Consider the following 25,674-nt stretch of genomic DNA (forward strand, 5'->3'; position numbering starts at 1 on the left):
TGCACCCTAGGGAGGTAAGCTAAATATTCGATAGAAATTGGCGACGTTGTTCTGCTTTTTCGTCCTCTGTCCGCTGATCGTAGTGATGGTCCAATACATCCTTGCTCACATCACAGCGATCACTCACGGCTGTTTCTGGCACGTCATTGAGTAAATGGTGGGTAATGCTTCCTCGACGAATCGGATGAGGAGAGACGCTACTTGGACAAAGGGATGCACTGTTATCGTCTATTGCTTCACAGTCTGCTGTATCACGGCTATGAGGACAAGATCCATAGATACAGGGTCGGGTCATTGTATAGGTAGCATTCTTTATGGCGGATTTCGAGATGCGGCCATAGCGAGTAGTAAACAATGGATCTCGTCCCTCTTCGTCACTTTTCTCGATACGATGGACATCGACGTAGTCCTTCAATACAGTATTCACCTGCTCATTGAGCGCAATAGTCAGCTGGCCCCGTTGTTGGTTCTTCAGCGGTGTTTCTGGCGGTCGATGACGGATCTCGATCGTCTGTTTCCTTGAATGGAAGTCATCAAGATCAAGGGCTCGGATGGTTCCCTTACGGCAACCACAGTGCCACATCAGTTCAAGTAGCGCATGCGTCCGACTGGCGTAGTCATACTTCCGCAGGTGCTGTAACATCTGTTCGGCATCATCCGCGGCCAGCATGGTGTCTCTCGCTTCGTCAGCACGATTTCGTGACGGCAGGATCACTTTATCTGCAAGGCCATCATCGACAGCGTCGATTCCTTCACACCATCGGATAAACTTACGGAGTGACGACAGGTTAATGCTAAGTGTGGTCTGAGCGATTCCATCCTGTCTCCATAGCCGATATTCATGCAGAGTACGGCCAGTCAGCTCTGTCATATCGTCAATTTCCTCTTGGTCACACCATTCGGTAAAGTGCCCCAAGTGATTGCGGATGTTTTCGACTGTCTTTACAGCTAACTCGGGCTCTCGTTCATGGAGATACATCTCTACCGCGTTGCGTGGTTCGATGGGTTGTAGCTCGGATTCGTTCATGGTTATCTCCGAACCACATGTCGGCAGGCATCTGGCGACCCGAGTGTGTCGAGTCACCGCGTGAGTCGGCACCCCGATGCAGCCACCAACTGGGTGCGAGGTTCGGCTCGAAGGTGATAGCGGTGAACACGGGCCTGAAGGTGGCGTTCATCGCCGTCGCCCTCGCCGTCCTGCTGGCCCCGCTGTGAGCGTGGCCGCCAACTCCCGAAACCCATCCGCGGCCGTACTCTCCGGGGCGACGGCCGTCACCGGTTTCCCGGCCCGCTGAGCCCGCTCGACCACCGCCGAATCCGGGACCGCTGTCACCGGCGCGCCGAGCGCTCGCTCGACGCGGTCCGTCGGCGGGTCGCGCCCGGCCCGGTTCAACACGACGCGGCTGAGTCCGGCGTCGAGTTCCCGGGCGAGCGCCCGTGTCCGGACGACGTCCGCCACCGCGAACGCGTCCGGGAGCGCCACCAGCATGCAGCGGTCCGCGGCGAACAGCGGGAGGCCGGCGTCTGCCGCCATCCCCGCCGGGCAGTCCACGACGACGGGCCCGTAGGCGTCTTCGACGGCCCCGATAGCGTCCGCGAGCGCGGTCGGGTCGGCGGCCCGCGCGCCGGCGAGCGTCCGGCCGCAGGACAACAGGTCGACGGGGCCGCCCTCGCGGACCGCCTCGACGGGGTCGGCCCGCCCGGCGAGCACGTCGTGCAGGTCCGGCCCGCGGGACTCGGGCAGGTCCGCCATCCCCAGGTCCGCGTCGACCGCGACGGCGTCGAGTTCGGCGGCGAGGTTCAGCGACACCGTCGACTTGCCGACGCCGCCCTTGCCGCCGGCGACCGCGAGGATCACGACAGCGTCCGGAGCGCCGCCACGGGAACTTCCCCATCGACGGCTTCGGCGCGGTCGGCGAGCGACTCGGATCGACGGCTTGCCGCTCGGAGCGCCGCGGCGTCCGCCGCGAGTCGGTCGAGCGCCGACTCGACGGCGGCAAGGTCCCCCGCGTCCTCGACCGCGCGCGTCGCCTCGGGGAGCGTCGTCGCCGCCGCGCAGCTCTCGGCCGCCTCGACGCGCTCCTCGACGGCGGCGAACCACTCGGCGACGGGAGCGGGAACGCCTTCGTCCCCCGTCCCGGCTCTTCCCTCGTGCCTGGTCCCGTCTCTCTCCCCGTCGTTTCCCTCGCTCGTCGCTTCGGCGACCGCTTTCGCGCCGGCTTCGGGGTCACTCGGCGGCACCGCGTCCCGCGGCGGCGACGGGTCGCCGAGACGCCGAACCACGTCGGCCGCGTCGGTCGCTTCGCCTCCCTCGCCGCTTGCGTCCCCCTCTCCGCCCGCCTCGACGCGTCGGCTCTCCGCGACCCGCACCGGCGGCGACGCGGGCGGCGCGGGGCTGGCGAACCCCACGCCAGCGCGTTCGCCCGGCGCGAGCGTCCGCGCGACGGCGTCGGCGTTCCAGTCGTCGACCGGCACGCCGCGGCGGCGCGGCGGCCACGCCGGCCCGTCGAGCGTGGATTCGAGTCGCACCCGCCGCGTCACCCCGCCGTCGTTCTCGACGACCGCCTCCACGAGCGTCACCCCGTCCCGCCGCTCGGTCCGACACGCTAACTCGACCATGGGGGCGCTGGCCGCGGAATCGTACTTAAACTCTGAGGACGGGTGCGTCGAGGCGTTCGGCGGCCGCCGCTGCCGACTCGAAGCGGTCGCAGGCGAGCACGACCGGCGCGTCCACGTTGGCGACGCGGACGACCGCCAACGCCGCCGTAACGGGATCGCCCGCGAACTCGCCCGCCTCGCCGACCTCGCCGCGGCCCGGCACGGCGTCGACGGCGGCCGCGAACGCGTCCCGCACCGACGCCGCGAGGTGGTCGCGGGCGTCCCGTCTGAGGTTCTTCGCCCGGTCCTCCAGTCGGAGTCGTCGCGCTCGGGCGTCCCGCGCTTCCCGCGCCCGATCGCGGGCCTGCGAGAGCGCCTGCTCGGCGGCGATGCGCTCAGTTCGGACCTCCGCGAGGCGCTCGACGGCCGCCTCTCGCTCGGCCCGCGCGTCGTCCGCATCGTCACCCCGCTCCTCCAGCGCCGTCAGCTTCCCCCGGAGTTCGCTCACGCGCTCGGCGAGCGCGGCCTCCCTCTCGCCCGCCTCGGCGACGCGCCGCCGCGCCTCCGCACAGTCGACGGCCGGCGGGTCGAGGGCGGCGAGTTCGGCTCGAACGCCGGCGAGCGCGTCGTCCTGCGGCGCCGCCACATCTCGGGTCCGAGCGGCGTCCGCCAATGCGGCCCGGACGGACAGGGCCATCCCGGGCTCGACCGGCGAGACGCGGTCGTGAATCGGCCCCGGTTCGAGACAGCTCACCCACGTCCCCTCGCGGACGGCCCGCTCGGCTGCCGCGGCGTCGACGGCCGCCTCGCGGAGGTCGACGGCCCGCCCTCGACGGACCGCGCCGTCGCGGTCGACTCTCACAGGTCGCTGTCCCGCAGGTCGCACGGGGCGGGGTGGTCCGTGCCGGTGGCGAACTTGGCGTACGGCGTACTCTGCGCGTCTCGGTTCTCGTAGGCCGCCGCCGCGTCGCGGACCGCCGCCGGTACCGCGGCGAACTCGTTGAACGGCTCGGTGTGCTCGATCTGGACGTCGCCGCCGTGTTTCTCGCGGAGGCGCAGCGCCAGCAGCGCCCCGAACTCCGTCTCCGCGAGGAGGGCCGCCCGGCCGAAGCGTCGGACGACGGTCTCCCCGTGCGTCGAACAGACGTTCCGCAGCGTCTGGCGCGCTCCCCGCGAGTACGTGACGATCAGCAGCACGCCCGCAGTTACTCCCTGATAATTTTAGTATCTTTCCACACGAAAACTCCGCGGCGTCACTGCCTGCGGACGGCGAGGTCGTCGCCGTCCGCCTCTACCATGGCGTCGAACAGCGTCTGGATGCGGGCGACGGTCATGTCCGGGTGCGCCCCGGGGTCGAGGTGGAAGTGCCCCTTGGCCCCGAACGCGTACAGGCGGCCCGTCAGCACGTGGAGGAACTCGTAGGCCGTCTCCACGTCGACGTACTGCAGGAGGGCGGTGATCGAGTCGAAACAGACGACGCTGTTCGCATCGGTATCGCTCCACTCGCTCAGCACCTCGCTGACGCGGATACTGATCCCCGTGAGGTCGCTCGGCGTTCCGACTCGCTCGACCGAGTCCGGCGCGGGCCCGTCGCCGTCCGAGCGCCCGGCCGTCTCGCCGGCCGTGACGACGTGCGCGGTCGCCGGCCGCCCCCCGGCGCGGTCGATCCACGCCTCGAGCCGGTCCCGCGGCGAACCGGTGAACGTGACGAAGAGGACGTTCGTCGCCGCCGGCTCCGTCGGGTCCAGAAGGCGAATGCAGGTGTCGTTCGTCGCGTCGCCGAGCGACGGCGTGAGAAACAGGATGGACGACGCGTCGTCGAGAGATGCGAGGGGATCCGTCATGGCGATTCTTCGACGTTCCGTAGCATATCGCGGCCGGGTAAAACCGTTCCGGTCGCCTCAATCGCGCTCGAGGCGTTCGACGGTCGGGTCGACCTCGCCGTCGACCAGTTCGCGCACGCGCTCCCGGGCTTCCGCCCGCGACTCCGCCACGATGACCAGGCCGTCGACGCGGTCGTCGCCGGCGGCGCGGTAGGCGGTCAGGTCGTCCTCGAACTCGGTGGCGAAGGTCCGCAGCACGCCCCGAACCTCGCCTTCGAGGCTCGCGAGATCCGTCTCGCCGCGCTCGTAGGTCGCGAGGGCGTCCTCGATGTTGCGGAGGGCGGAGATACGGTCCATCTACGTCGTCCGGAGGTGGTCGGTGCGGGGCTCGTACACCTCGCCTTTCTGCTTCAGCTTCTCGATCTCGTGTTCGGCCTTCGAGTGGTCCATGCCGATCTCGTCGGCCCGCTCCATCACGACGTCGACCGGCGCGCCCTCGTCGTACTCCTCCTCGATGTCGCCGATGAGCTGTTTCAGGTTCTTGATCCGGTCGCGCTGGGACTTCGAGGTCCCGGTCTCGACCACGTCTGCGTCGAACTGCCCCGTCTCGGGATCGACGCCGATGTCCTGCAGACAGGACCGGACGATCTCGATGACGCGCTCTGCGTCCTCCAGGCTCACGGTGTCGGAGAGGCGCACGCGAGCGCTCGCCTCCGCCAGTCGGACCAGCGCCTCCAGCTTCCGGGCGGTGACGGGGACGGGCGCGTCCTCGTCCTGGCCCTTCGCGCGCAGGTCGACGTAGAAGTCCCGGATCGCCTCCCGGGCCTCGTCGGTCATCCGCGGGTGGCAGTTCTGCTTCGCGTAGGCGACGTACTTCCGGAGGAGTTCGGCGTCGATGACGGGGTCGACCTCCTCGGTGACGTCCTCGACCTCCTCGCGGGAGACGTCGGGCGACGCCATCTCGTTGCGCTGGGTGTTCAGCTCGCCGGCGTAGTTCGTCGTCAGGATGTGCTCGGCGAGGTTCTTGTCCTCCTCCTCGTCGGGCTGGTCCGTGACGGTGAAGATGAGGTCGAACCGGGAGATGAGCGCGGGTTCGAGGTCGATCTGCTCGCCGATGGACTCGTACTGGTCGAACCGGCCGTACTTCGGGTTCGCCGCGCCGAGCAGCGAGCAGCGGGACTTGAGGGTGGCGTTGATGCCGGCCTTCGAGACGCTGATCTTCTGCTGTTCGAGCGCCTCGTGCATCGCCGAGCGGTCGTCCGCGGCCATCTTGTCGAGCTCGTCCACCGCGGCGATGCCCTGGTCGGCGAGCACCAGCGCGCCCGCCTCCAGCGTCCACTGCTGGCCGTCGCCGAAGTCGTCGCGGACCGCGGCGGCCGTGAGACCGGCCGAGGAGGAGCCCTTCCCCGAGGTGTACACCGATCGCGGGGCAATATTTTGGATATATGATAGCATTTGGGAGTTGTGGGAGATCACTCCGTTCGAGACGTAGCTGTGGGTCCCCGCGACTTCGAGGTCGTACACCCAATCGTCGTCAGGTCCAACGGCTTCGATCGACACGATACGGTCCCACCCGACGTCGCCGTGTGCGAGATTCCGCAGTGACGCGATCGTTTCAGCGAGAGTAACCCCGCCGTCGGGAGCGACTTCATCTATTCGAGGCTGCTCCGCAACCGCCGATTCGAACGCTTCGACTATCTGCTTGAGACTTTCGCGACTCGGATTCCGCCGTCCGCGCTCGTAATGTTGGTACGTGGATCGGGGGATACCACAGTCAGTCTGTGCGAGCCCGAGGTCCTCTCGGACTCGTCGGAGCGTGTCACCGATCGGGACTACGTCGGTGTTCGTGTTCCCGTCGACGTCGGCGAACTCGGCGGCGGCCTCTGACTTCCTCGGCGTAACGAATCCGATTGTCTCGACGTACCGACTGAGATCGCGGCCGCTGACCCGAAGTCGATAGCTACCGTTGTGTCGTTCCTGAAGCTGGCTATCGATACCGAGCGTGATCAGCAACGACCGAACGTCTTCTAAGAGTCGCTCGCTCATCGAGGCGACCGACACTTCTCGCTGTGAGCGAGAAACGTGTCCTTCGCCTTCGATAAATGCTTGCAGGAACGAACACCTCGTTTCCTTTTCGGCTGTTTGGATCGCTGCCGGAACGCGCTGGTCTTTGGATCCATCCAGCAGTGCCGGTTCGAGATTCGCGAGGAAGCTCACGAACTCACCGGAGGAACAGATGATCTCCCTCGCGTCTTTCCCTTCGTAAGGCTCTCGTTCGCTGTAATTCAGTCCGAGATCAGCGAGCGCGTCGGCGACGTCGTCGAGAACCTCAGGGTCGTTGTTCGTTATCGAGACGTAACCGGTGTTATCGTCGCGCTGCTCAACGTACCCCTCCGCGACGATGTACCCGATTAGTCGTGCAAGCTTCGGCGTCCACTCATTCGGCAGGTCAAGTTGAACCGCATTGTATGATTCCGACGGACGGAAATCAACGTCGAGTGTGTCATCGCCCGCGACCGGACACGTGCGGGGCGACGCAACGAACTCTCCTTCTGAAAGGTTCTCTGCCCGTACCGGCGCAAATCGACCGTCCGACTGAACGAACAGGGGATGCGACGGGGTCACTTCCAGTTCGTGTCCACTGGACGTCCGTATCCGGTACATCGTCTCCGGCGCTTCGCGCTTCCATACCTTCGTCGCACGTCGAGATTCGACCCCCCCGTCGTCGGTGAGTGACGGTACCTCGAAGTCCGCTTCGTCCCATACGCCGTCGTCTATCGGCTTCGGATCGTCGAGGTTCTCCTCGACGAGTTCGCGGATCGGAACGTCGCGGCCGTCGCTAAGCGTGACCCGAGTATCCCCATCCAGACACTTCCCCGTACCCGGATCTCCTATCAAAAGCATATGCAAGTCGCCACGAATTCGCGACCCGTCGGGCAGGTGCTTCGTCACGCCCGAGAACAACTGGAGGATCATCGCGAGCTTCTCCTGGTCGTAGCCGTAGATGGAGGGGGCGATGGAGCCGACCATCTTCTCGTAGATGTCCGGCTGGCCGGAGAGTTCGACGATGGACTGCTTGTCGTCCTCCGTGATCTCCATGTCCTCGAACTGCTCCTCCTCGATCTCGACGGAGACGCCGTCCATGTACACGTCGAAGATGGGCGACTTCTCCTGCTGGTTGCCCTGCTGTTCGAGGTTGAGGACGCCGGTGGCGGCGACGTGGTCGCCGGGCGTCACCTCGCCGGTGATGTCGTCCTCGACGTGGACGTCGATCGCCTGCGGCGTCTCGCCGCCGCGCAGCCCCTCGGGGCTCTCCTGGACGCGGATCTTCTGGGCGTCGACGAACTCGGACTGGTCGAAGTTGATCTGGAACGGTCCCTGCCGCTCGCAGCCCTGACACTCGTGGGGCTCCTGGAAGTCGCCGCTGGACTGCGGGACGCGCGTGAGCGTACCGCAGCGCTGGCACTCGAAGGCGGCCTCCTCGATCTTCGGCCGGACGTCCGTCGCCTTGCGGACGATGCCGCGGACCGACACGAGCTTGTTCACGTGCCGGGCGCGGATCTCCCGGATCTCCGTCGTCTCGGGGAGGTTCCGGATCCGGACGTGGGCCTGCCCGAGGCTCACGTCGACGGGGAGGTCGTACAGTCGGAGCGCCTCCTCCGCGTACTCCCGCAGCTGTTCGGGCTTCGAGAGGTAGTCGTCGGCCAGGTCGGGGTCGTAGCGGTAGAGGTCCTGCCAGTCGACGTACAGCGACCGCCGTTCGTTCGGGTACTGCTGGGCGAGTTTCCCGATCTCGTCGCGGTAGTAGCTCCGGTAGAACTGCTCGAACGAGTCGACCAGTTCCGCGTTCTCCGCCTGGGCCATTCACCACTGGGTAGTCCCGGATCCCCTATGAACCTTCGCAAACCCCGAAGCGGAAGTGAAGCGGCACCCCGGTCACTGAACCCCTCAGAAACGACTCCGGCGCGTCCCAACGCGATGGCCGGTACCACCACCGTTAACAGCGTCATCCCCGTCGTCTCGGGTGATCATGTCCGTACCATCCGTGACGTTGCCCAGCGGCGACGACCTCCCCGTCGTCGGCGTCGGCACGTGGGACATCGAGGGCGACACCGTCCGCGAGTCGGTCCGCGCCGCGCTCGACGCCGGCTACACCCACGTCGACACTGCCGAGGGGTACATGAACGAGGCGGAGATCGGCGACGTCCTCGCCGACTACGACCGCGACGACGTCTTTCTCACCTCGAAGGTCCTGCCGAAGAACCTCGGCTACGAGGACGTCCTCAGCTCCTGCGAGGCGTCGCTCGACCGCCTCGGCACCGACTATCTCGACCTCTACCTCATCCACTGGCCCAACCCCGCCATCTCGCTGCGCGAGACGCTCTCCGCTATGGAGAAACTCCACGACGAGGGCAAGGTCCGCAACGTCGGCGTGTCGAACTTCAGCGCCTACCAGCTGAGCGCCGCCCACCACGTCTCGGACGTCCCCATCGCCGTCAACCAGATCGAGTTCCACCCCCGGTTCCAGCGGCCCGACCTCGTCGACTACTGCCGCGAGACCGACACCGTGGTCGAGGCCGCCGCGCCGCTGGCCCGCACCGATATCTTCGAGAACGACGCCGTGCGGGAACTCGCCGAACAGTACGACAAGTCGCCCGCCCAGATCGCCCTGAAGTGGGCCGTCGAGAACGACGTCGTCGTCCTCCCGAAGTCCTCCTCGCCCGAGCACGTCCGGCAGAACCTCGAACTGTTCGACTGGGAACTGGCCGACGAGGACCGCCGCCGCCTCGACGAGGCCGACCGCGACGACCCGGTGTACGACTTCCCCGCCCGCGACTGGAGCGGCGACGTGTACGGCATCTCGGAGTAGCTACGGCGCGGGCGGCCAGTTCGCGTCGAAGGCGTAGTCGTCGGCCCAGTTGATCGAACTGTCCGGCTGTTTCGGAGGGTCGACGCGGAGCGCCATCTTCGTCTCGAACTCGCCCTCGTCGATAAGGTAGAGTTCGTCGAGGTCGTCGGAGTACACGACGAAGGAGTCTACGTCGCCGTCGTAGCGCTCGTAGACGTTGCCCGTCGAGTTGGTGTGCTGGGACTTCCCGTGGAAGTGGACCTTCCCGTCCGCGAGCCAGCCCGTCTTAATCTGGATCTTGAGAAGCTCTCCGTCAGGCGTCTCGACGACGGCGTCGTACCGCTGGTTGTCGCCGAAGGGCCTCGCGACCGGGATCGCTCGGCGTTTGAGTTCCGCGACGACGACGGCCTCGGTGGCGTCGCCCTTCTCGTGAGATTCCAGTGTCGGTGGCACTGGGGACGGCTGGCCTCGGCTTCGTACAAAAACCTGTGCGATTAGCGCCCCGCCGTCGATCGCCGTCGCTCGATGGTGCTCAGCAAGGACTGCGCGAGAGCAGTGCGACCGTCCGGACTCGACCCGGAGGAAGAACCGCTCCGCTCGACTTGCGGGTTCGACTGGGAGACGGACGATTCGCCCTCACACTGTTCCGCGCAGAATCGTATGGGATCGCCCGGATTCGAACCGGGGTTATTGCGTCCCAAACGCAAAAGGATACCAAGCTACCCCACGATCCCGCAACTACTCATTCGCGCGACCCAGTGTAAAGGGTTTCGCTACTCCCCGCCACCGTCACACGCCCCACAGCACCGCGATGCCGGCCGTCGTCGCGACGGCGAACAGCAGTTGCAGGGGGCCGCCGACCTTCAGGTAGTCGGTGAAGCGGTAGCCGCCGGGGCCGTAGACGAAGAGGTTGGTCTGGTAGCCGACGGGCGTCATGAAGGCGGTGCTGGCGGCGAAGGTGACCGCGAGGATGAACGAGAACTCGCTCGCGCCGAGCCGCTGGGCGGCCTCGAAGGCGACGGGCACCATGAGGACGACGCTCGCGTTGTTGCTGATGACGTTCGTCAGGAGCGCGGTGACGACGTACAGCAGGCCGAGCACGGCCACGGCGGGAAGCGCCGACGCGCTGCCGACGATGACGTCGGCGATGAGCTCGGCGGCGCCGGAGTTCTCCATGGCGAGGCCGAGCGGGATGACGCCAGCGAGCAGGACGATCACGTCCCACTGGACGGACTCGTACACCTCGTTGGGTTCGAGACACCCCGTCAGCACCATCAACAGCGCGCCCGCGAGCGCCGCGACCATGATCGGGAGGAAGTCGACGGCGGCGACGGCGACGACGGCCGCGACGATGCCGAGCGCGACCGGGATCTTCGACTCGCGGAAGGTGCGTCGCTCGACTTCGCGGGCGACGGTGAAATCGCGGTTGCGGTCGAGGCGGTCGATGCTGTCGGGCGTCGCCTGGACGAGCAGCGTGTCGCCGATCCGGAGCGGGACGTGGTCGAGGCGTTTCCGGAGCACGTCGCCGCCGCGACGGAGGGCGAGCACCGTCGCGTCGTAGCGCTGGCGGAAGTTCGACGACACGAGCGTCTCGCCGAGCAGCGACGACCCGGGCGGGATGATCACTTCGACGAGGTTCTGCGCCTCGGTGGCGGCCTCCAGTTCCTCCTCGTCGACGGTCACCTCCGGCAGGAGGTCGAGGCTCTCCTCGTCGCTGAGTTCCAGTAAGGTGTCCCGGTCGGTCCGGATGGCGAAGATGTCGCCCGCGCGGATGGTCTTCGGGGCGAGCGGCTCCATGAACACCTTGTCGCCGCGGATGAGCTGGACGAGGTCGAGGTCGTAGTCGGTCTCCCGGAGCACTTCGCGGACGGTCTCCCCGACCAGCGGGGAGTCCTCCCGGACGACGACCTCGGTGAGGTACTCGCCCATCTCGAACTCCTCGGTCAGGTCCTCGGCGACCTTGATGCGCTCGGGGAGGAGCCACCGGCCGACGGTGAGGAGGTAGACGGTGCCGATGGCGCTGACGAACAGTCCGAGCGCGGTGAACTCGAACATGCCGAACCCGCGGCCGAGAAACTCCGGCCGGGCCATGATGTCGCTGGCGAGGATGTTCGTCGACGTGCCGATGAGCGTCAGCGTCCCGCCGAACATCGACGCGTAGGAGAGGGGGATGAGCAGCTTCGACGGCGACGTCTTCCCCTCGTGCGCGAGGTTCGTGACCATGGGCAGCAGGATCGCGACCGCGGCGGTGTTGTTGATAAAGCCCGAGATCGGGCCGACGACGCCGATGGTCGCGCCGAGTTGCTTCCCCTCGTCCTCACCGGTGTAGGTTGCGATCCGCCGGCCGAGGATCTGGACGATGCCCGTCCGCTGGACGCCCTCGCTCAGGATGAACATCGCGAGCACGGTGATCGTCGCTGTGCTCGCGAACCCGGAGACGCCCTGCTGGGGGGAGTCGAGCACCGAGATCCCTTCCGACAGCAGGCCGGCCTCGGCGAGCGCGCCAGTGACCGGGTCAACCAGTAGGAGGGTGACCATGACCCCGAGCGCAGTGATGTCGACGGGGACCGCCTCGGTCGCGAACAGGACGAGCGCGGCGAGGATGATCGCGAACACGACGAGGATAGCCGGCGTGAGCGTTGCCACAGCGGAGACACGAGGAGGGGTCGAAAAAATCCTGCGGGATGATCCGCCGCACGATGCCCCCGAGCCCTGCCCGGTTTTAAATACGCCCGGCGAGACGGGGAATCTATGGTCCCCCCGCTACACTCCCTGTTCCCTCCGGAACGACCCCTGCTCTCCCCGTTACGCACCCTGCTCGTCGGTGCCCCCGAGAACCGCTTCGGCCGGGCGCTGGCGGTCGTCGCCGCCGTCACGCTCTTCGCCGCGACGTTCGCGGCGTACGCGGTCGGCGCGTTCGCGGTGTCCGGCTGCGTCGTGTTCGTCCCCGGACACGCTGCGCTCGTCGGCGCGCTCGCCGCCGCGGCGATCGGTTACGACCACGGCGGGCTGGCGTTCGGCTGGCTGATCGCGTACGCGCCGCTGCTCGGATTCCACGCGGACCACGCGTTTCTCGGACTGTCGAGTCGGCCGGCCGTCGACAGACTGGCGTACTTCACCAGACTCGACGGACTGGCGTTTCTCGCGGTCATCGCCCTCGTCATCGGGACGGGGGCGTTCGTCGCCGGCGCTCTCGCCCGGTGGGCCGTCGACGTCGCTCGGGGCGACGCGGCGCTCCCGGACGTGCGGTAAAATGGCGATAGAACGGGCGACACGGCGGCCTAGAGGTCGTCCTCGTTCAGTTCGATGTCGGCGACGATGTCGTACGGGTGCTTCTCCTTGCGGACGGCGTCGAGGATGATGAACGCCTCCTCCGGGTCGAGGAAGTGGCTCGTCACCGCCCGTCCCAGGTCCGTCGGCTCGAAGCCGTCGATGAACTCGTACTCGAGCAGCTTGCCGATGGCGTGTTTCGTCGGCACCTCGCCGATCATGCGGTCGTTCAGCTTCTTCGCCTGCTTGCCGGCGACGGTGACGTTCGCGAGCGTCTCCTCGACCGCGGAGCTCTCGTCGTAGCGGGTGCGGACGGCCTCCATGTCGCCTTTGAGGAGCTTGAACGCCACCTCGTCCTCGGACATCTCCATGCTGCCGTGGTAGTTGCCGTCGGGCTCGACGAGGACGTACACCGTCCCCTTGTCGTGGTAGTCGGGGCGGCCGGCGCGGCCGAGCATCTGGTGGAACTCCTGGACGGTGAGCCACTCGATGCCCATCGCCAGCGTGTCGAAGATGACCTGCGAGGCGGGGAAGTCGACCCCGGCCGCGAGCGCCGCCGTTGTGACGACGGCCGCGAGGTCCTGGTTCGCGAACTTGCGCTCGACGGTCTTGCGCCGGCCGTAGTCGAGGCCGGCGTGGTAGGGCGCGGAGTCGTACTCCAGCTTCCGGCTGATCTCGTGGCAGCGCCGCCGGGAGTTGGTGAAGATGATCGTCTGGCCGCGGTAGCCCTTCGACGACTTCGTGTCGAACTCCCGCTTGACGAGCTTGTTCTCGATGTCGGGCTTCTCCCTGCCGTCGGCGAAGGTGACGTGGCGCTCGATGGGGACCGGCCGCTCCTCGAACTCGACGAGGTTGGCCCGCAGCTTCCCGGCGAGCTCGCTCGGGTTGCCGACGGTCGCGGAGAGGTAGATCCACTGCGCGCCGCCGTAGTCGCGGCGTTCCTCCGCCCGCTGCTCGCAGTAGTACTTGAGCCGCGAGATGAGGCCGTCGAGCCGGTGGCCGCGGCCCTCCTCCTGGAGGGTGTGGACCTCGTCGATGACGACGGTGCCGATGTCCCCGAGGTCCCGGCCCGTCCGCAGGGCGTGGTCGATTCCCTCGTACGTGCCGACGATGACGTCGGCGTTCGGGTCGAAGCGGTTGCCGTCGTCGCGGACGCGGCTCGCGCCGACGCGGATGGAGACGTTCACGAGGTCGCCGTACTCGTCGCGGAAGTCCTCGTGCTTCTGGTTGGCGAGCGCGACGAGGGGGACGAGAAACAGCATCTTCCCCTTGCCGTTCAGCGAGCGGTTGAGGCCGGTCATCTCGCCGACGAGCGTCTTCCCGGTCGCCGTCGCGCTGACGACCAGCTGGTCGCGGCCCTCGAACAGGCCGTTCTCCACGGCGAGGCTCTGGACCGGCAGCAGCGTCTCGAAGCGGTCTTCGAGGAGGCTCTGGACGCCCGGGTGGAGGTCCAGGCTGTCGACGCGGACCTCGTCTATCTCGTCGGTCGTGGCGCTGATCTCGTCGAACTTCGTGAGGTCCGGGTCGAGGTGGCCCTTCAGGAGGTTCGTGATCCGTTCGAGGTCCTGCACGTCGAGCAGGAGCTCTTCGAGGCGTTCGCGGGCGGCGCTGGTGAGGTCGCCCTGGTAGGAGAGCTCGCGTTCGAGCTCCCGTTTCGCGCAGTCCGGGCAGATGTACTCGCCGTCGGCCTCGATGGCCGTCTCGGAGGTGATGGGCGAGTAGCGGCCGTTCGAGGCGCAGTAGCGGCAGGTGCGGACGACCTTGGCGTCCAGCTGGTAGCCGTCGAGCATCGCCTGCAGCTCCTTGCGGGCGGCCGACGACGTCTGCTCGGAGATGCGGATGCGCGATGCTCGGCGGGCGATCTCGACGAACTGGTCGGGGCTGCGCGGCTCCTCGCTGGAGCCCTGCTTGATCCGGAACCGGCCCGGACGCGGCCCCGCGTCCGTCTGCTTCAGTTCGAGCTTCGCGCGGAACACCCTGGAGCCGTCGCGCTCGACGACGGCGAGGTAGTCGCCGCCGGACTCGTGGAGGAACAGGGTGTCCACCTGCTGGACCTGCTGTGACACGGGTTTCGGTAGGAGATGCGGGTATTTCAGGTGTTCGGAACGCTACGCCGCCGCGAACCGGAGGCGGCGGGTCACGGTCGCGCCGCAGTCGGGGCAGCGGTAGGCGTCGCGGTCGCGGTCGTCGGTCGATTCCTCGTGGACGTCCCAGTCGCCGTCCGGCGGGCTCTCGTGGCCGCAGTCGGGGCACGTGAGCACCGCCTTTCGGGTAGTGGTGCCGTCGCTGGGGGAGGTGGTAGGGCGGGTCATTGCCCCTCCGTAGGCGTTCGGTGGTCAAAAACCCCGCGACGGCGTTGGAACGATCCTGACGGACCGCCTCGACCGGGCGCGGACCGTCTCGGTGATCCCGCTCTTCCGGGGTCGAAGAACTACGCCGGCCGATAGCTTCAAATTCTCCACCGTCCACCCGTTACTGTGAACGAAGCGCAGGACCAGGACCCGCCGGTCTCGTTCTCGGTCGAAGACGGCGCTCTCCGGGCCCGCGACGAACTGGAGGGCGGAGAGCAGGTCCTGCGGCCGTCGGAGCCGCCGGACCTCAGGCCCGCGCTGACCGACATGTTCGTCTTCCCGGTGGACCGCGCGGTCTCGTTCCGGACATCGTCGCTCCGCATCGGTCCCCACGCCGGCGTGCGCCTCCGCGACGCCGACGGGAACGACCGCGGCGAGTTCACGGCGACGCCGCGGGAGGTCGCGGCCGGGACGCACTTCATCGAAGTCTCGGGAGCGGTGAAAACGTACGTTCGGGTCGCCGACGCGTCGTTCACCGCTTCCTATCCGCGCTACGAGGAGAGCGGCGAACCGCTGAACGTGACGTTCGACGGCGAGGCGGAGGTTGCCGTCGGCGCGCGGTCGGTCCACAGCAGCCCGCGGTCGACTATCACCGTCCCCGAGGACCCGGCCGCGGTCATGACGGCGGTGTCGCATCTCGGGTCGTCGATCAAGGAGTTCTCCCCCGAGCGGTCGTGGCCCTCGATCCGGGGCCACCCGCCGGCCATCGAGGTGAGCGAGGAGTTGCGGATTCCGTCGAGTATCGAGAGGCCCCGGACCGGCATCACGATCACTGTACCGGAGTGCTACGCCGACGTATACCGGGTCGCGCCGCTCGCGTTCTACCTCGGCGCCACGGTGGAAGCGGGCGACCGCGCGGAGCTTCGCCTCGACAACGGGTACGCGGAGCCGCTCCGCCGGGAGTCGCGGACGCTCGCCGCGTCCGTCCGCCGGATCCTGGGCAGGTGCCTGCTGCTCGACTCCCTGGCGCGGGAGGGCGGGTACTACTCCCAGCCGCGCTACGAGTACGAGGAGCTCTCGCCGGATCTGCCCTTTTACCCGCACAACGTCTACGACGCGTCGCTGACCGACCAGCTGATGGAGTACCTCGAAGTCCCCTGGTCGGCCCTGGAACCGTACCTCCCGCGCTGGCGGACGGCGGCAGTACTCCGGCCGACGCCGGCCGACGCCGAACTCGTTCCGCACCTCGTCAATCGGCTCGCCCCGATCGACGTCGCCGAGTCCCCCGGCGACGCGCCGGTCGACGCCGATCCGCCGCGCGCGCTGACGCGGGGCTACGCCCACCACGACCCGCCGGCCGGGACGACGAAACTCATCCCGACGGCGTTCGAGCACGGGCTCTCGCAGACCACCCCCGCGGCGTCAGACGCCTCCGCGGCGTTCCTGACCGCGGACCGGGACCGCGCCGCCCGCCTCCGAGACTGCGCGGCCGAGCGGGGCGACGACCTCGCCGCGGCGACGGCGGTGATCCCTGACCCGGACGCGGCTGCCCTGCGGGACGCGTTCGGCGGGGAGTACGAGGTCGTCTACTGCGACCTCCCCGCTCCCGACGACGGCGTCGGGTTCGACTGCGCCGACGGCGTCGTCCGCCCGTCGGCTATCGACGTGAGTGCGCCGGCGGTCGCGCTCGCTGGTCGCGATCGGCGGGACGCCGCGACGGCGCTGGTCGGCGGCGGCGCGGTCGCCGCCGCGGTCGCGCCCTCGCCGACGGCGTCGCAGGCGGTCCTCGCCGCGGAACTCCTCCTCGCCGGCCAGCCCATCGCGGAGAGCGTCCGCCTGGCGGGGGTCAAGAACGCTTCCTTCGTCGGCGACGCCGCGGCCGCGATAGCGCGTCAGGAAGGGGGCCCGCCCCCGCTCGTCGCCATCGTCGACCCGGTCACCCCCGACGAGTACGACCTGACGGTCCGCGTCCAGCCGTCCGAGCGACACCCCCTCGGCAGCGTCTACAGGCTCGCCGAGGAGTACGCCCGCAACGATTACGGCCTGATCGGCGCGAGCGCCAGACAGCCGTTCCGGATCAGCGCGAGCGAGGTCGCGACGATCCTCGGGGACCCGGACTTCGTCGCGCTGCTCGACGGCGAGACGTACCACGGCGAGGACGAGGTCTCGGCGGAGGACGTCCGCGACGTGGCCCGCCGCGCGGTTCGCACGTCGGACTGATCCCGCCGACTACTCCGACTCGACCAGCCGGATCTCGTCGTCCCCGTTCGGGACGGCACAGAGGAACGCGCCGGGGTCGTCGCTCTCGTTGCGGTACCAGTGAACGGTCCCGGCCGGGATCAGCAGGGAGTCGCCGGCCGAGACCTCGTGTTCCTCGTCGCCGATCCCGACCACGTACTCGCCCTCCAGCACGTACTGCTCGTGTTCGACCTCGTTCGTGTGCTCGGGGACTTCGGCGCCCGGGTCCAGCGTGAACTGTCGGATCGCGAAGTTCGGCGCGCCGTGGTCTTCGCCGACGAGGACGCCCTTTGCGAGGCCGTCGGCGGCGTCGACCGACTCGTACTCCACGTCGTCCGCGCTCCTGACCAGTGGTTCGGGGTCCATAGGCGGACCTACGCGGCGAGCGCCGTAATCGTAACGGGTGGCCGCCAGACTGGTGGACGTACTTTATTATTCAGCCGGCGCAACGGTCTCGTATGCGAAGTTTTCGCATCGGCTCCCTGTTCGGGATCCCGATTAAGCTGGATCTCACGTTCCTGATCGTGTTGCCCCTGTTCGCCTACCTGATCGGCGTGCGGATCGAGGCGATCGCCGAGCCGCTCAACGAGTTCTGGAACGCGGGGATCGCGGTCGAGCCGCTCACGGCCGGCACGATGCCGTGGATCATCGGCACGGTCGCCGCGGTCGGCCTGTTCGTCGGCGTCGTCCTCCACGAACTGGGCCACTCGCTGACGGCGATGCGCTACGGCTACCCCATCGACTCCATCACGCTGTGGATCTTCGGCGGCATCGCCTCGTTCACCGAGATGCCCGAGGACTGGAAGCAGGAGCTGCAGATCGCCATCGCCGGCCCTATCGTCAGCCTCCTCGTCGGCGCGGTCTGCTACGTCGCCTTCGTCTTCCTGCCGCAGTCGTTCGACGCCGCGCGGTTCGTGCTCGGTTACCTCGCTCTGCTCAACGTCGTCCTCGCGGCGTTCAACATGCTCCCCGGCTTCCCGATGGACGGGGGGCGCGTCCTCCGGGCGCTGCTCGCCCGGACGCGGCCGTACGCCCGCGCGACCCAGATAGCCGCCGAGGTCGGCAAGGCGTTCGCCATCCTGATCGGCCTGTTCGGCCTGCTGAACTTCCAGATCCTGCTCGTCGGCATCGCCTTCTTCATCTACATCGGCGCGTCCAGCGAGGCCCAGCAGGTGACGATGAAGGCCGCCTTCGAGGACGTCTTGGTCCGGGACCTGATGACCCCCCGCGAGGACCTCCACGTCGTCGAACCCCGCGCCTCCGTCGCAGAGCTGATGGGCCGCATGTTCTCCGAGCGCCACACCGGCTACCCGGTCGTCGACGGCGGGGATCTCGTCGGGGTCGTCACCCTCGAGGACGCCCGCGAGGTGCCCGAGATCGAGCGCGACGCCTACCGGGTCGAGGAGGTGATGACCGGCGACCTGTCGACCGTCACGCCCGACACCGACGCCATGACCGCGATAAACCAGATGCAGGAGAACGGGATCGGCCGCCTGCCCGTCGTCGACGAGCGGGGGAACCTCGTCGGCCTGCTCTCCCGGACCGACGTGATGACCGCCTTCAACATCATCCAGTCCACCGGGTCGCTCGACCCCGCCCGGAAGACGGGCACGGCGGACTGAGACGGCGGGACTTCACCGCCACAATCCGGGACCGCCCCGTTCCGGTCCCTACTTGTGTCAGCACTGCGACGTGGTCGCATGGACCGCGACGTGATCCACACCGCGCTCTGGGTGTCCGACATCGACGAGACGATCGACTTCTACGTCGAGGGGCTCGGCCTCGACCGCAACTGGTCGTTCGAGAGCGACGGCGTCGAGAACGTGTACGTCGGCGGCTCTGACGGCGAGTTCCAGTTCAAGCACGACCCGGACGGCGACCGGCCGACCGGCCCCGGCGGCGGGTTCGCCCACGTCGCCGTCGGCGTCGAGAGCACGGACGACGCCTTCGAGCGGTTGGTCGAGCGCCGCGACCCGACGGTGGTCGAGGCACCGGCGACGATGGACGAGATCGGCGTCCGCGTCGCCTTCGTCGAGGACCCCGACGGCTACGTCGTCGAACTCGTCGAGGAGCTCTCGTAGCGGCCGCGTCGCTATATAGCCCTCCCGAGACGACATAGCAACGGTAAACCGCCAGCCCCTCCCAGCCTCTCGTATGAGCGACGACACGGTTCGCTTCGGGTTCGTCTGCGTGCAGAACGCCGGTCGGAGCCAGATGTCGGCGGCCTTCGCCGAGCGGGAGCGCGACCGCCGCGGCCTCGATGACCGCGTCGAGGTCGTCACCGGCGGCACCGACCCGGCGGAAGAAGTTCACGGCGAGGTCGTCGAGGCGATGCGGGACGCGGATGTCGACCTCTCCGGGCGGACGCCTCGGGAGGTCTCGACCGCGGAACTCGAAGCCTGCGACGTCGTGGCGACGATGGGCTGTTCGACGTTCTCCCTCGACGCCGACGTCGACGTCCGCGACTGGGCGCTCGACGACCCCGACGGCGAGGGCCCCGAGCGGGTCCGCGAGATCAGAGACGAGATCGACAGGCGGGTGCGGGCGCTGTTCGACGAGTTCTTCGGACGAGGGCCGGTATAAGGGAGTATCATCCCTCACGCCCTCACTCTCCGGTGGGTACTCGCCCGCCAGGTTCGTCCTCTATCTGTCGTTGATCGCCTCGGGCGGCGTCTCGCGGGTCTGGAACGGGAATCGCCGAGCCATCTATCCGGCCTTGACGAGCGCGTCGTCGATCTCACCGCCGTCGCCTGCGATCACTGTCAGCGAGCGGTCGCGGTCGTCGTCGGCGATCATTCTGGGACGAGTTTCGGGTAGCTGACGCCGCCGACCCCGCCGGCGATAACAACGTCACCGAGATCAACCAACTCAGCGGCGGTCGCCGCGCCGGTGAGGGGGCCGTCGGCGATACGGTCATCGCCGTCAGTCATCGGACACTCCCTCATCGTCCGGTTGTGTGCCGATGCCCTCGAGCCATCCCGGCGGTTGGGCGGCGCTGGGCTGGGCGTATTCGCGTTTGAGTACCATAGGGGTGCGCTTGAGCGAGAGCACCTTCTCGTCGTCCTGGTTGTACGCGCGGAGTTCGGTCTCGACGATGCCGACGTGGTCGCGAGAGTCGAGTTCACGCTTGGAGAGCACCTCGCTCTCCGCGAAGATGGTGTCGCCGTGGAAGACGGGCGCGTGGTGGCGGATGTCGTCGTAGCCGAGGTTCGCCGTGGCGTTGACGGAGACGTCGATGACGCTCATGCCGACCGCGAGCGCGATGACGAACGTGCCGTCGACGAGGCGTTCGCCGAACTCGGTCTCGGCGGCGTACGCCTCGTTGAAGTGCATCGGGTTGAGGTTCATCGTCACGTTCGTCATCCAGACGTTGTCGGTCTCCGTCACAGTGCGGCCGAACGGGTGCTTGTACACGTCGCCGACCTCGAAGTCCTCGTAGTAGCGTCCCTGCCAGCCCTCTACCAGTCGTTTCTCCGTGTCTGTGTCGTCGGTCATGTTTTTGGTGTGTCGTGGGTTCTCGTGCGGTCGATCGCCGGTGCGTTCTCGCGCTGCGCGCTCGGTTCGTCCCGGTCAGTACGACCGCGGCAGGCCGAGCACGTTCTCGCCGAGGTAGTTGAGCGCCAGTTCCTGCGTGATGGGGACGAGGCGAGTGAGCCGCGCCTCCCGGAAGTAGCGCTCGACGTCGTACTCGCGGGCGATGCCGCGCCCGCCGTGGGCCTGCACGGCGGCGTCGGCCGCCTCGAATGCGGCCTCGGCGGCGAGGTACTTCGCGCAGTTCGCCCACGCACCCACCGTCTTCCGGTCCTCGTCGTCGGTCCGGGTCGCGGCGTCGAAGGTGAACTGCTTCGCCGCCTGGACGCGGGCGAACGCGGCCGCGAGCGGGTGCTGGATCGCCTGGTTCTGTCCGATCTTGCGGCCGAACACCTCGCGCTCGTTCGCGTAGTCGACGCCCTTCTCTAGGGCGAGTTCGCCGAGACCCACCGCTTCCGCGGCGATGACCAGCCGTTCCTCGTTGAGACCGTCGAGGACTTGGTAGAACCCTTCGCCTTCGACGCCGATCAGCTGATCCGCGGGGACCCGCAGGTCGTCGTACGTGACGTGGAACGAACTCACCACGCCGCTGGCGGTCTTCTCGATCTCCTCTAACTGGATGCTCCCCTCGCCGATCCCGCGGTCGACGTCGACGAGGAATAGCGAGACGCCGTCGGTCTTCCGCTCGACCGCCTTCCGCGGAGACGTGCGCGCCGCGAGGACGAGGTAGTCGCTCACGTCGATCCGGGAGGTCCAGAGCTTCTCGCCGTTGACGACGTACTCGTCGCCGTCTCTCTCGGCCCGCGTCGTCATCGCGGTGGACTCCGACCCGGCCTCCGGTTCGGTCAGGCTGAAACACTGGATCCACGCGTCGCCGCTGGCGACCCGCGGGAGGAGGTCGTCTTTCAGCTCCTCGCTCCCGTACGTTACCAGCGGTGCGGAGTTGTAGATCGCCGCGTGGATCGCTTGCGCGCCGCTGAATCCGGCCCCGCTCCGGGCAATCTCGTACATCATGGCCACGGCCTCCTCGGTGCCGTACCCCTTCCCGCCGTACGCCTCTGGGAGGAGGACGCCGAGCCAGCCGTCCTCGGCGAGCGCGTTCACGAGCTCGTGGGGGTACTCTCCCGCCGCGTCCCGCTCGCGCCAGTACTCCTCGTCGAACTCGCTGCACACCCCCCGGATCTCGTCGCGCACCTCGCGCTGCGCGTCGGTGAGCGAGAGGCTATCCTCGAAGTGATCTACCATCGTTCGAACGTCCTCCGAGACCGAAGATAAGGGTATGGGTGTGTTACATGTGACCTCTGTCTCAACGAATGGATCATCGCGGGAAACGGCACGACGGTGTTCGACGCGCCTTCGTTGCGATCCGTGGCCGTTCGAGTCGCCGTCTCTTTGTCTGCCGCCGTCACTCCGCAGCGGCGGCGACGTCCGCCGGCGGCTCCGTCACGATGACCCGAACGACGAAGACCGTCGCGGCGAGCGACAGCGTCGCCAGCATGAGCCAGCTGGCCTCATAGCTGAACACATCCGACAGGTAGCCGAACGCTGGCGGGGCGACGAGCGCGCCGGCGACGAGCGCGAGTTGGCCGCCGCCGGTCGCGCTCCCCATCTCCTCGGCCGGGACGAGGGTCGCCATGCAGGAGTAGTAGATGCCGGTGAACCCGAGGACGAAGAACCCGAGCGCGACGAACGCTGCCGCCGCGGCGACCGTGCTGTCGATCACCGCGACGACGGCGAACAGGGCGGCGCTGGCGACCGTCTGCGCGAGCAGGATCGCGCCGATGCGCTGCCGTGGTTCACCTGGAAGCACGTCGCTCAGCCAGCCCGTGATGAGCCGGCCCGCGCTGCCGGACACCTGCAACGCGGCGAGGACGACGCCGCCGAACGCGACGGTGGAGCCGATCGACTCGTCCATGTAGATGATCGTGTACCCCGTAGTCGTGAACAGGCTCGCGCCGAGGAACGCCCCGGCAAGGACCAGCGACCGGTACGGACGGTTCGCGAGCAGCCGCCGAAAATCGGGGTACTCCGCGCCCTCCGCCGCACCGGTGCCGCGGTAGACGAGCCAGAACGCGGTGGCAACGAGCAGGCCGCCCGCCGCAGCGATGTAGAACCCGGCCTCCCAGAACAGCACCCCCGCGATGCCGGTGACCAGCAGGGCGCTCGCGCCGCTGCCGGCGGTGACGCCGACCTGTTTCACCCCCACAGCGAGGTTCTGGCGGCCCTGGGTGACGTTGTCGAAGATCGCCTTGTTCGTTCCCGGCATCGCCGTCCCGTACAGCGACCCGAGGAGGAAGGCGGCGACGAGCAGCGACGGATACGACCACGCCTGCGCGACGAGGACCGCACCCGCCGACAGCCCGACCAGACCAACGGTGAGCGTCCGGTGTTCGCCGAACCGGTCGGTCATCGCCCCCAGTGGCAGGAGAAACACCGCGTAACCGAGCGTGAGCGACGTCACGACCAGTCCGACCGCTGTCCCGGAGAGGCCGAACTGGTCCCTGAAGAAGGGCGTCGCGGCGAATACGGCGTAGTAGCAGATACTCGCGGCCAGTTGCCACAGGAAGACGAGCAAGACGATCCGACGGACTCCCATTGACTCGGTCTCTCTCGACGCCGGTGTAAATCTCTGGGCATCACAGCAATCCGTGGTGACGACCAGGTCACCGAACGGTGCTGCACAGACCGGGACGATTGCGTTGAGCGTCCCATTATTTACCGTCCACACTCAACAGCCGCTATGTCACTGGACGAGGGCTCACTGGAGTACCATCGAGAGGAGCCGCCGGGGAAGATAGAGATCTCGACGACGAAGCCGACGAACACGCAGCGGGATCTGAGTCTCGCGTACTCGCCGGGGGTGGCCGCCCCTTGCCGTGCGATCCGTGACGATCCGACCGAGGCGTACTCCTACACCGCGAAGGGGAACCTCGTCGGGGTCGTCTCGAACGGGTCGGCGGTGCTGGGACTGGGCGACATCGGCGCGCAGGCGTCCAAGCCCGTCATGGAGGGGAAGGGCGTACTGTTCAAGCGCTTCGCCGACATCGACGTGTTCGACATCGAACTCGACGAGGACGACCCCGAGGCGGTCGTCGCGGCGGTGCGGGCGATGGAGCCCACGTTCGGGGGGATCAACCTGGAAGACATCAAAGCGCCGGAGTGTTTCACCATCGAGGAGCGCCTCCGCACGGAACTGGACATCCCGGTATTCCACGACGACCAGCACGGCACCGCCATCATCAGCGGCGCTGCCCTGTTGAACGCCGTCGAGATCGCCGGGAAGGACATCGAGGAGATCGAGGTCACCTTCGCCGGCGCGGGCGCGGCGGCGATCGCCACCGCGAAGTTCTACGTCTCGCTGGGCGTCCGGAAGGAGAACATCACGATGTCCGATATCGGCGGGATCCTCACCGAGGAGCGAGCCGAGGCGGGCGATCTGAACCGGTACAACCGCGAGTTCGCCCGCGACGTGCCGGAGGGGGATCTGGCGGACGCGATGGAGGGCGCGGACGTGTTCGTCGGGCTCTCGATCGGCGGCATCGTCTCCCAGGAGATGGTGCAGTCGATGGCCGACGACCCGATCATCTTCGCGATGGCGAACCCCGACCCCGAGATCGGCTACGTGGAGGCCAAAGAGGCCCGCGACGACACGGTGATCATGGCGACCGGGCGCTCGGACTACCCGAACCAGGTCAACAACGTCCTCGGGTTCCCCTTCATCTTCCGCGGCGCGCTCGACGTGCGCGCCACCGAGATCAACGAGGACATGAAGGTCGCCGCCGCCGAGGCCCTCGCCGACCTCGCCAAGCAAGACGTCCCCGACGCCGTCGTGAAGGCCTACGGCGACCAGCCGCTGCAGTTCGGCCCCGACTACATAATCCCCAAACCGCTCGACTCCCGCGTTCTCTTCGAGGTGTCGTCCGCGGTCGCGCGGGCCGCCATGGACTCGGGGGCCGCCAGGCGCGATATCGACCTCGACACGTATCGGGAGCGACTGGAGGCCCGCGTCGGCAAGTCCAAGGAGATGATGCGGGTCGTCCTGAACAAGGCCAAGTCCGACCCGAAGCGCGTCGCGCTCGCCGAGGGCGACGACGAGAAGATGATCCGCGCGGCGGCCCGCATGGCGGACGAGGGAATCGCGGACCCGCTCCTTATCGGCGACCGCGACGCCATCGAGGCGGTCGCGGCCGAGCGCGGCCTCGAGTTCGACCCGACGGTCGTCGACCCCGCCGAGGTCGATGTCGGCGAGTACACCGAGCACCTGCACGAGCGCCGGCAGCGGAAGGGCGTCACCCGCCGCGAGGCCCGCGAACTCGTCCGTAACGACACCAACTACCTCGCCAGCGTGATGGTCGATCGGGGCGACGCCGACGCGATGCTGACGGGGCTGACCAACCACTACCCCTCCGCCCTGCGCCCGCCCCTGCAGGTGATCGGTACCGCCGAGGACGCCGACTACGCGGCCGGCGTCTACATGCTCGCGTTCTCCGACCGCGTCGTCTTCTGCGCGGACGCCACCGTCAATCAGGATCCGGGCGAGGACGTGCTGGAGGAGGTCGCCCGCCACACGGCGGAGCTCGCCCGTCGGTTCAACGTCGAACCGCGCGCGGCGATGCTGTCGTACTCCGACTTCGGGAGCGTCGACAACGAGGGTACGCGCAAACCCCGCGAGGCGGCCCGCCGCCTGCGCGAGGACCCCGCGGTCGACTTCCCGGTCGACGGCGAGATGCAGGCCGACACCGCCGTCGTCGAGGACATCCTCCAGGGGACCTACGAGTTCTCCGACCTCGACGACCCCGCGAACGTCCTCGTCTTCCCCAACCTCGAAGCGGGCAACGTCGGCTACAAGCTCCTCCAGCGGCTGGGCGACGCGGAGGCCGTCGGCCCGATGCTGGTCGGCATGGACGAACCGGTCCACGTCCTCCAGCGCGGCGACGAGGTGAACGACATCGTCAACCTCGCGGGCGTGGCGGTCGCGGACGCGCAGGAAGCGGGCGACTGAGGCGGCGAGCCCACTGCGGACGGCCGTTCGAGGCGCGAGGCCGGCACAACCTACAAGTCCTCCGGCTCCGTT

At 67.8% G+C, this 25,674-nt stretch carries 24 protein-coding genes and 1 tRNA gene; 7 read left to right on the forward strand and 18 right to left on the reverse strand.

Annotated features, from left to right (window positions below; genetic code table 11):
- Positions 1-19 precede the first annotated feature (19 nt).
- The 8 genes from D8670_RS03340 to D8670_RS03375 form a co-directional block, all read right to left on the reverse strand.
- Positions 20-1,027 carry a tyrosine-type recombinase/integrase gene (locus D8670_RS03340; RefSeq protein WP_121816685.1) on the reverse strand — a complete coding sequence of 336 codons (1,008 nt, stop codon included), beginning with the start codon at positions 1,025-1,027 and terminating at the stop codon, positions 20-22.
- Between the two features lie 147 nt (positions 1,028-1,174).
- Positions 1,175-1,858, reverse strand: coding sequence for a MinD/ParA family ATP-binding protein (locus tag D8670_RS03345; protein WP_121816686.1), 684 nt, complete (start codon positions 1,856-1,858; stop codon positions 1,175-1,177).
- Entirely contained in the window at positions 1,855-2,619 is a 765-nt protein-coding gene (locus D8670_RS03350; protein WP_121816687.1) for a DUF7857 domain-containing protein, read from the reverse strand. The genes D8670_RS03345 and D8670_RS03350 overlap by 4 nt, the downstream gene beginning before the upstream one ends.
- A 25-nt stretch (positions 2,620-2,644) precedes the next feature.
- On the reverse strand, positions 2,645-3,460 hold the full coding sequence (locus D8670_RS03355; protein WP_121816688.1) for a DUF7856 family protein: 816 nt from the start codon (positions 3,458-3,460) through the stop codon (positions 2,645-2,647).
- Positions 3,457-3,795 carry a DUF7855 family protein gene (locus tag D8670_RS03360; protein WP_121816689.1) on the reverse strand — a complete coding sequence of 113 codons (339 nt, stop codon included), beginning with the start codon at positions 3,793-3,795 and terminating at the stop codon, positions 3,457-3,459. Before D8670_RS03360 ends, D8670_RS03355 begins: the two co-directional genes overlap by 4 nt.
- A gap of 56 nt (positions 3,796-3,851) precedes the next feature.
- Positions 3,852-4,442 (reverse strand): DUF7504 family protein, encoded by a 591-nt coding sequence (locus tag D8670_RS03365; RefSeq protein ID WP_121816690.1) that lies wholly within the window; start codon positions 4,440-4,442, stop codon positions 3,852-3,854.
- 57 nt (positions 4,443-4,499) lie between these two features.
- The gene (locus D8670_RS03370; RefSeq protein WP_121816691.1) at positions 4,500-4,778 is read right to left on the reverse strand and encodes a DUF7854 family protein; all 279 of its coding nucleotides are present in this window, start codon (positions 4,776-4,778) and stop codon (positions 4,500-4,502) included.
- Positions 4,779-8,285: an LAGLIDADG family homing endonuclease gene (locus tag D8670_RS03375; RefSeq protein ID WP_121816692.1), complete on the reverse strand. Its 3,507-nt coding sequence runs from the start codon at positions 8,283-8,285 to the stop codon at positions 4,779-4,781. It abuts the gene before it with no gap.
- Positions 8,286-8,451: 166 nt separating this feature from the next.
- Between D8670_RS03375 and D8670_RS03380 the strand changes: the two genes are divergently transcribed.
- Positions 8,452-9,291 (forward strand): aldo/keto reductase, encoded by an 840-nt coding sequence (locus D8670_RS03380; RefSeq protein ID WP_121817548.1) that lies wholly within the window; start codon positions 8,452-8,454, stop codon positions 9,289-9,291.
- Here D8670_RS03380 and D8670_RS03385 read toward each other — a convergent pair whose 3' ends face one another.
- From D8670_RS03385 to D8670_RS03395, 3 genes are all read right to left on the reverse strand, one after another.
- Positions 9,292-9,723 carry a group I intron-associated PD-(D/E)XK endonuclease gene (locus tag D8670_RS03385; protein WP_162994142.1) on the reverse strand — a complete coding sequence of 144 codons (432 nt, stop codon included), beginning with the start codon at positions 9,721-9,723 and terminating at the stop codon, positions 9,292-9,294.
- A gap of 208 nt (positions 9,724-9,931) precedes the next feature.
- A tRNA-Pro gene (locus tag D8670_RS03390) sits at positions 9,932-10,004 on the reverse strand.
- Between the two features lie 55 nt (positions 10,005-10,059).
- Positions 10,060-11,895 carry an SLC13 family permease gene (locus D8670_RS03395; protein WP_121817549.1) on the reverse strand — a complete coding sequence of 612 codons (1,836 nt, stop codon included), beginning with the start codon at positions 11,893-11,895 and terminating at the stop codon, positions 10,060-10,062.
- 126 nt (positions 11,896-12,021) lie between these two features.
- Here D8670_RS03395 and D8670_RS03400 point away from each other — a divergent pair, with 126 nt between their 5' ends.
- Positions 12,022-12,522, forward strand: a complete 501-nt coding sequence (locus D8670_RS03400) for a hypothetical protein (RefSeq protein WP_121816694.1) — start codon at positions 12,022-12,024, stop codon at positions 12,520-12,522.
- A 29-nt stretch (positions 12,523-12,551) separates the two neighbouring features.
- Here the strand turns inward: D8670_RS03400 and D8670_RS03405 are convergent, their stop codons facing one another.
- On the reverse strand, positions 12,552-14,606 hold the full coding sequence (locus D8670_RS03405; RefSeq protein WP_121816695.1) for a DEAD/DEAH box helicase: 2,055 nt from the start codon (positions 14,604-14,606) through the stop codon (positions 12,552-12,554).
- Between the two features lie 42 nt (positions 14,607-14,648).
- A complete protein-coding gene (locus tag D8670_RS03410; protein WP_121816696.1) occupies positions 14,649-14,852 on the reverse strand; it encodes a DUF8106 domain-containing protein in 204 nt (67 codons plus the stop codon).
- Positions 14,853-15,017: 165 nt separating this feature from the next.
- Here D8670_RS03410 and D8670_RS03415 point away from each other — a divergent pair, with 165 nt between their 5' ends.
- Entirely contained in the window at positions 15,018-17,051 is a 2,034-nt protein-coding gene (locus tag D8670_RS03415; protein ID WP_121816697.1) for a hypothetical protein, read from the forward strand.
- A 9-nt stretch (positions 17,052-17,060) separates the two neighbouring features.
- Here the strand turns inward: D8670_RS03415 and D8670_RS03420 are convergent, their stop codons facing one another.
- Positions 17,061-17,435: a cupin domain-containing protein gene (locus D8670_RS03420; RefSeq protein WP_121816698.1), complete on the reverse strand. Its 375-nt coding sequence runs from the start codon at positions 17,433-17,435 to the stop codon at positions 17,061-17,063.
- A gap of 92 nt (positions 17,436-17,527) precedes the next feature.
- On the opposite strand from D8670_RS03420, the gene D8670_RS03425 reads away from it, so the two are divergent.
- The 3 genes from D8670_RS03425 to D8670_RS03435 all read left to right on the forward strand — a co-directional run bounded on the left by D8670_RS03425 (position 17,528) and on the right by D8670_RS03435 (position 19,652).
- Positions 17,528-18,691: a CBS domain-containing protein gene (locus tag D8670_RS03425; RefSeq protein WP_121816699.1), complete on the forward strand. Its 1,164-nt coding sequence runs from the start codon at positions 17,528-17,530 to the stop codon at positions 18,689-18,691.
- A gap of 78 nt (positions 18,692-18,769) precedes the next feature.
- Positions 18,770-19,150 (forward strand): VOC family protein, encoded by a 381-nt coding sequence (locus tag D8670_RS03430; RefSeq protein ID WP_121816700.1) that lies wholly within the window; start codon positions 18,770-18,772, stop codon positions 19,148-19,150.
- A 73-nt stretch (positions 19,151-19,223) separates the two neighbouring features.
- Complete coding sequence (locus D8670_RS03435) at positions 19,224-19,652, forward strand: arsenate-mycothiol transferase ArsC (protein ID WP_121816701.1); 429 nt, start codon at positions 19,224-19,226, stop codon at positions 19,650-19,652.
- 209 nt (positions 19,653-19,861) lie between these two features.
- On the opposite strand, the gene D8670_RS20615 is transcribed toward D8670_RS03435, so the two are convergent.
- The 4 genes from D8670_RS20615 to D8670_RS03450 form a co-directional block, all read right to left on the reverse strand.
- Positions 19,862-19,999, reverse strand: coding sequence for a hypothetical protein (locus D8670_RS20615; RefSeq protein ID WP_162994143.1), 138 nt, complete (start codon positions 19,997-19,999; stop codon positions 19,862-19,864).
- Positions 19,992-20,564, reverse strand: a complete 573-nt coding sequence (locus D8670_RS03440) for a MaoC family dehydratase (RefSeq protein ID WP_121816702.1) — start codon at positions 20,562-20,564, stop codon at positions 19,992-19,994. Before D8670_RS03440 ends, D8670_RS20615 begins: the two co-directional genes overlap by 8 nt.
- Before the next feature lie 75 nt (positions 20,565-20,639).
- Entirely contained in the window at positions 20,640-21,845 is a 1,206-nt protein-coding gene (locus tag D8670_RS03445) for an acyl-CoA dehydrogenase family protein (protein ID WP_121816703.1), read from the reverse strand.
- 160 nt (positions 21,846-22,005) lie between these two features.
- Complete coding sequence (locus D8670_RS03450) at positions 22,006-23,196, reverse strand: MFS transporter (protein WP_121816704.1); 1,191 nt, start codon at positions 23,194-23,196, stop codon at positions 22,006-22,008.
- Positions 23,197-23,346: 150 nt separating this feature from the next.
- On the opposite strand from D8670_RS03450, the gene D8670_RS03455 reads away from it, so the two are divergent.
- Positions 23,347-25,602, forward strand: a complete 2,256-nt coding sequence (locus D8670_RS03455; protein ID WP_121817550.1) for an NADP-dependent malic enzyme — start codon at positions 23,347-23,349, stop codon at positions 25,600-25,602.
- The last annotated feature ends 72 nt before the right edge of the window (positions 25,603-25,674 follow it).

Source organism: Halostella limicola (genome assembly GCF_003675875.1).
Taxonomy (GTDB): Archaea; Halobacteriota; Halobacteria; order Halobacteriales; family Natronoarchaeaceae; genus Halostella; species Halostella limicola.

What these genes read in the sequence shown, in the direction of transcription:
- D8670_RS03420 (WP_121816698.1), bottom strand. Translation starts at nt 17,435, where the DNA reads ATGGACCCCGAACCACTGGTCAGGAGCGCGGACGACGTGGAGTACGAG.
- D8670_RS03375 (WP_121816692.1), bottom strand. Translation starts at nt 8,285, where the DNA reads ATGGCCCAGGCGGAGAACGCGGAACTGGTCGACTCGTTCGAGCAGTTC.
- D8670_RS03380 (WP_121817548.1), top strand. Translation starts at nt 8,452, where the DNA reads ATGTCCGTACCATCCGTGACGTTGCCCAGCGGCGACGACCTCCCCGTC.
- D8670_RS03350 (WP_121816687.1), bottom strand. Translation starts at nt 2,619, where the DNA reads ATGGTCGAGTTAGCGTGTCGGACCGAGCGGCGGGACGGGGTGACGCTC.
- D8670_RS03445 (WP_121816703.1), bottom strand. Translation starts at nt 21,845, where the DNA reads ATGGTAGATCACTTCGAGGATAGCCTCTCGCTCACCGACGCGCAGCGC.
- D8670_RS03435 (WP_121816701.1), top strand. Translation starts at nt 19,224, where the DNA reads ATGAGCGACGACACGGTTCGCTTCGGGTTCGTCTGCGTGCAGAACGCC.
- D8670_RS03430 (WP_121816700.1), top strand. Translation starts at nt 18,770, where the DNA reads ATGGACCGCGACGTGATCCACACCGCGCTCTGGGTGTCCGACATCGAC.
- D8670_RS03370 (WP_121816691.1), bottom strand. Translation starts at nt 4,778, where the DNA reads ATGGACCGTATCTCCGCCCTCCGCAACATCGAGGACGCCCTCGCGACC.
- D8670_RS20615 (WP_162994143.1), bottom strand. Translation starts at nt 19,999, where the DNA reads ATGACTGACGGCGATGACCGTATCGCCGACGGCCCCCTCACCGGCGCG.
- D8670_RS03340 (WP_121816685.1), bottom strand. Translation starts at nt 1,027, where the DNA reads ATGAACGAATCCGAGCTACAACCCATCGAACCACGCAACGCGGTAGAG.
- D8670_RS03450 (WP_121816704.1), bottom strand. Translation starts at nt 23,196, where the DNA reads ATGGGAGTCCGTCGGATCGTCTTGCTCGTCTTCCTGTGGCAACTGGCC.
- D8670_RS03365 (WP_121816690.1), bottom strand. Translation starts at nt 4,442, where the DNA reads ATGACGGATCCCCTCGCATCTCTCGACGACGCGTCGTCCATCCTGTTT.
- D8670_RS03440 (WP_121816702.1), bottom strand. Translation starts at nt 20,564, where the DNA reads ATGACCGACGACACAGACACGGAGAAACGACTGGTAGAGGGCTGGCAG.
- D8670_RS03425 (WP_121816699.1), top strand. Translation starts at nt 17,528, where the DNA reads ATGCGAAGTTTTCGCATCGGCTCCCTGTTCGGGATCCCGATTAAGCTG.
- D8670_RS03410 (WP_121816696.1), bottom strand. Translation starts at nt 14,852, where the DNA reads ATGACCCGCCCTACCACCTCCCCCAGCGACGGCACCACTACCCGAAAG.
- D8670_RS03400 (WP_121816694.1), top strand. Translation starts at nt 12,022, where the DNA reads ATGGTCCCCCCGCTACACTCCCTGTTCCCTCCGGAACGACCCCTGCTC.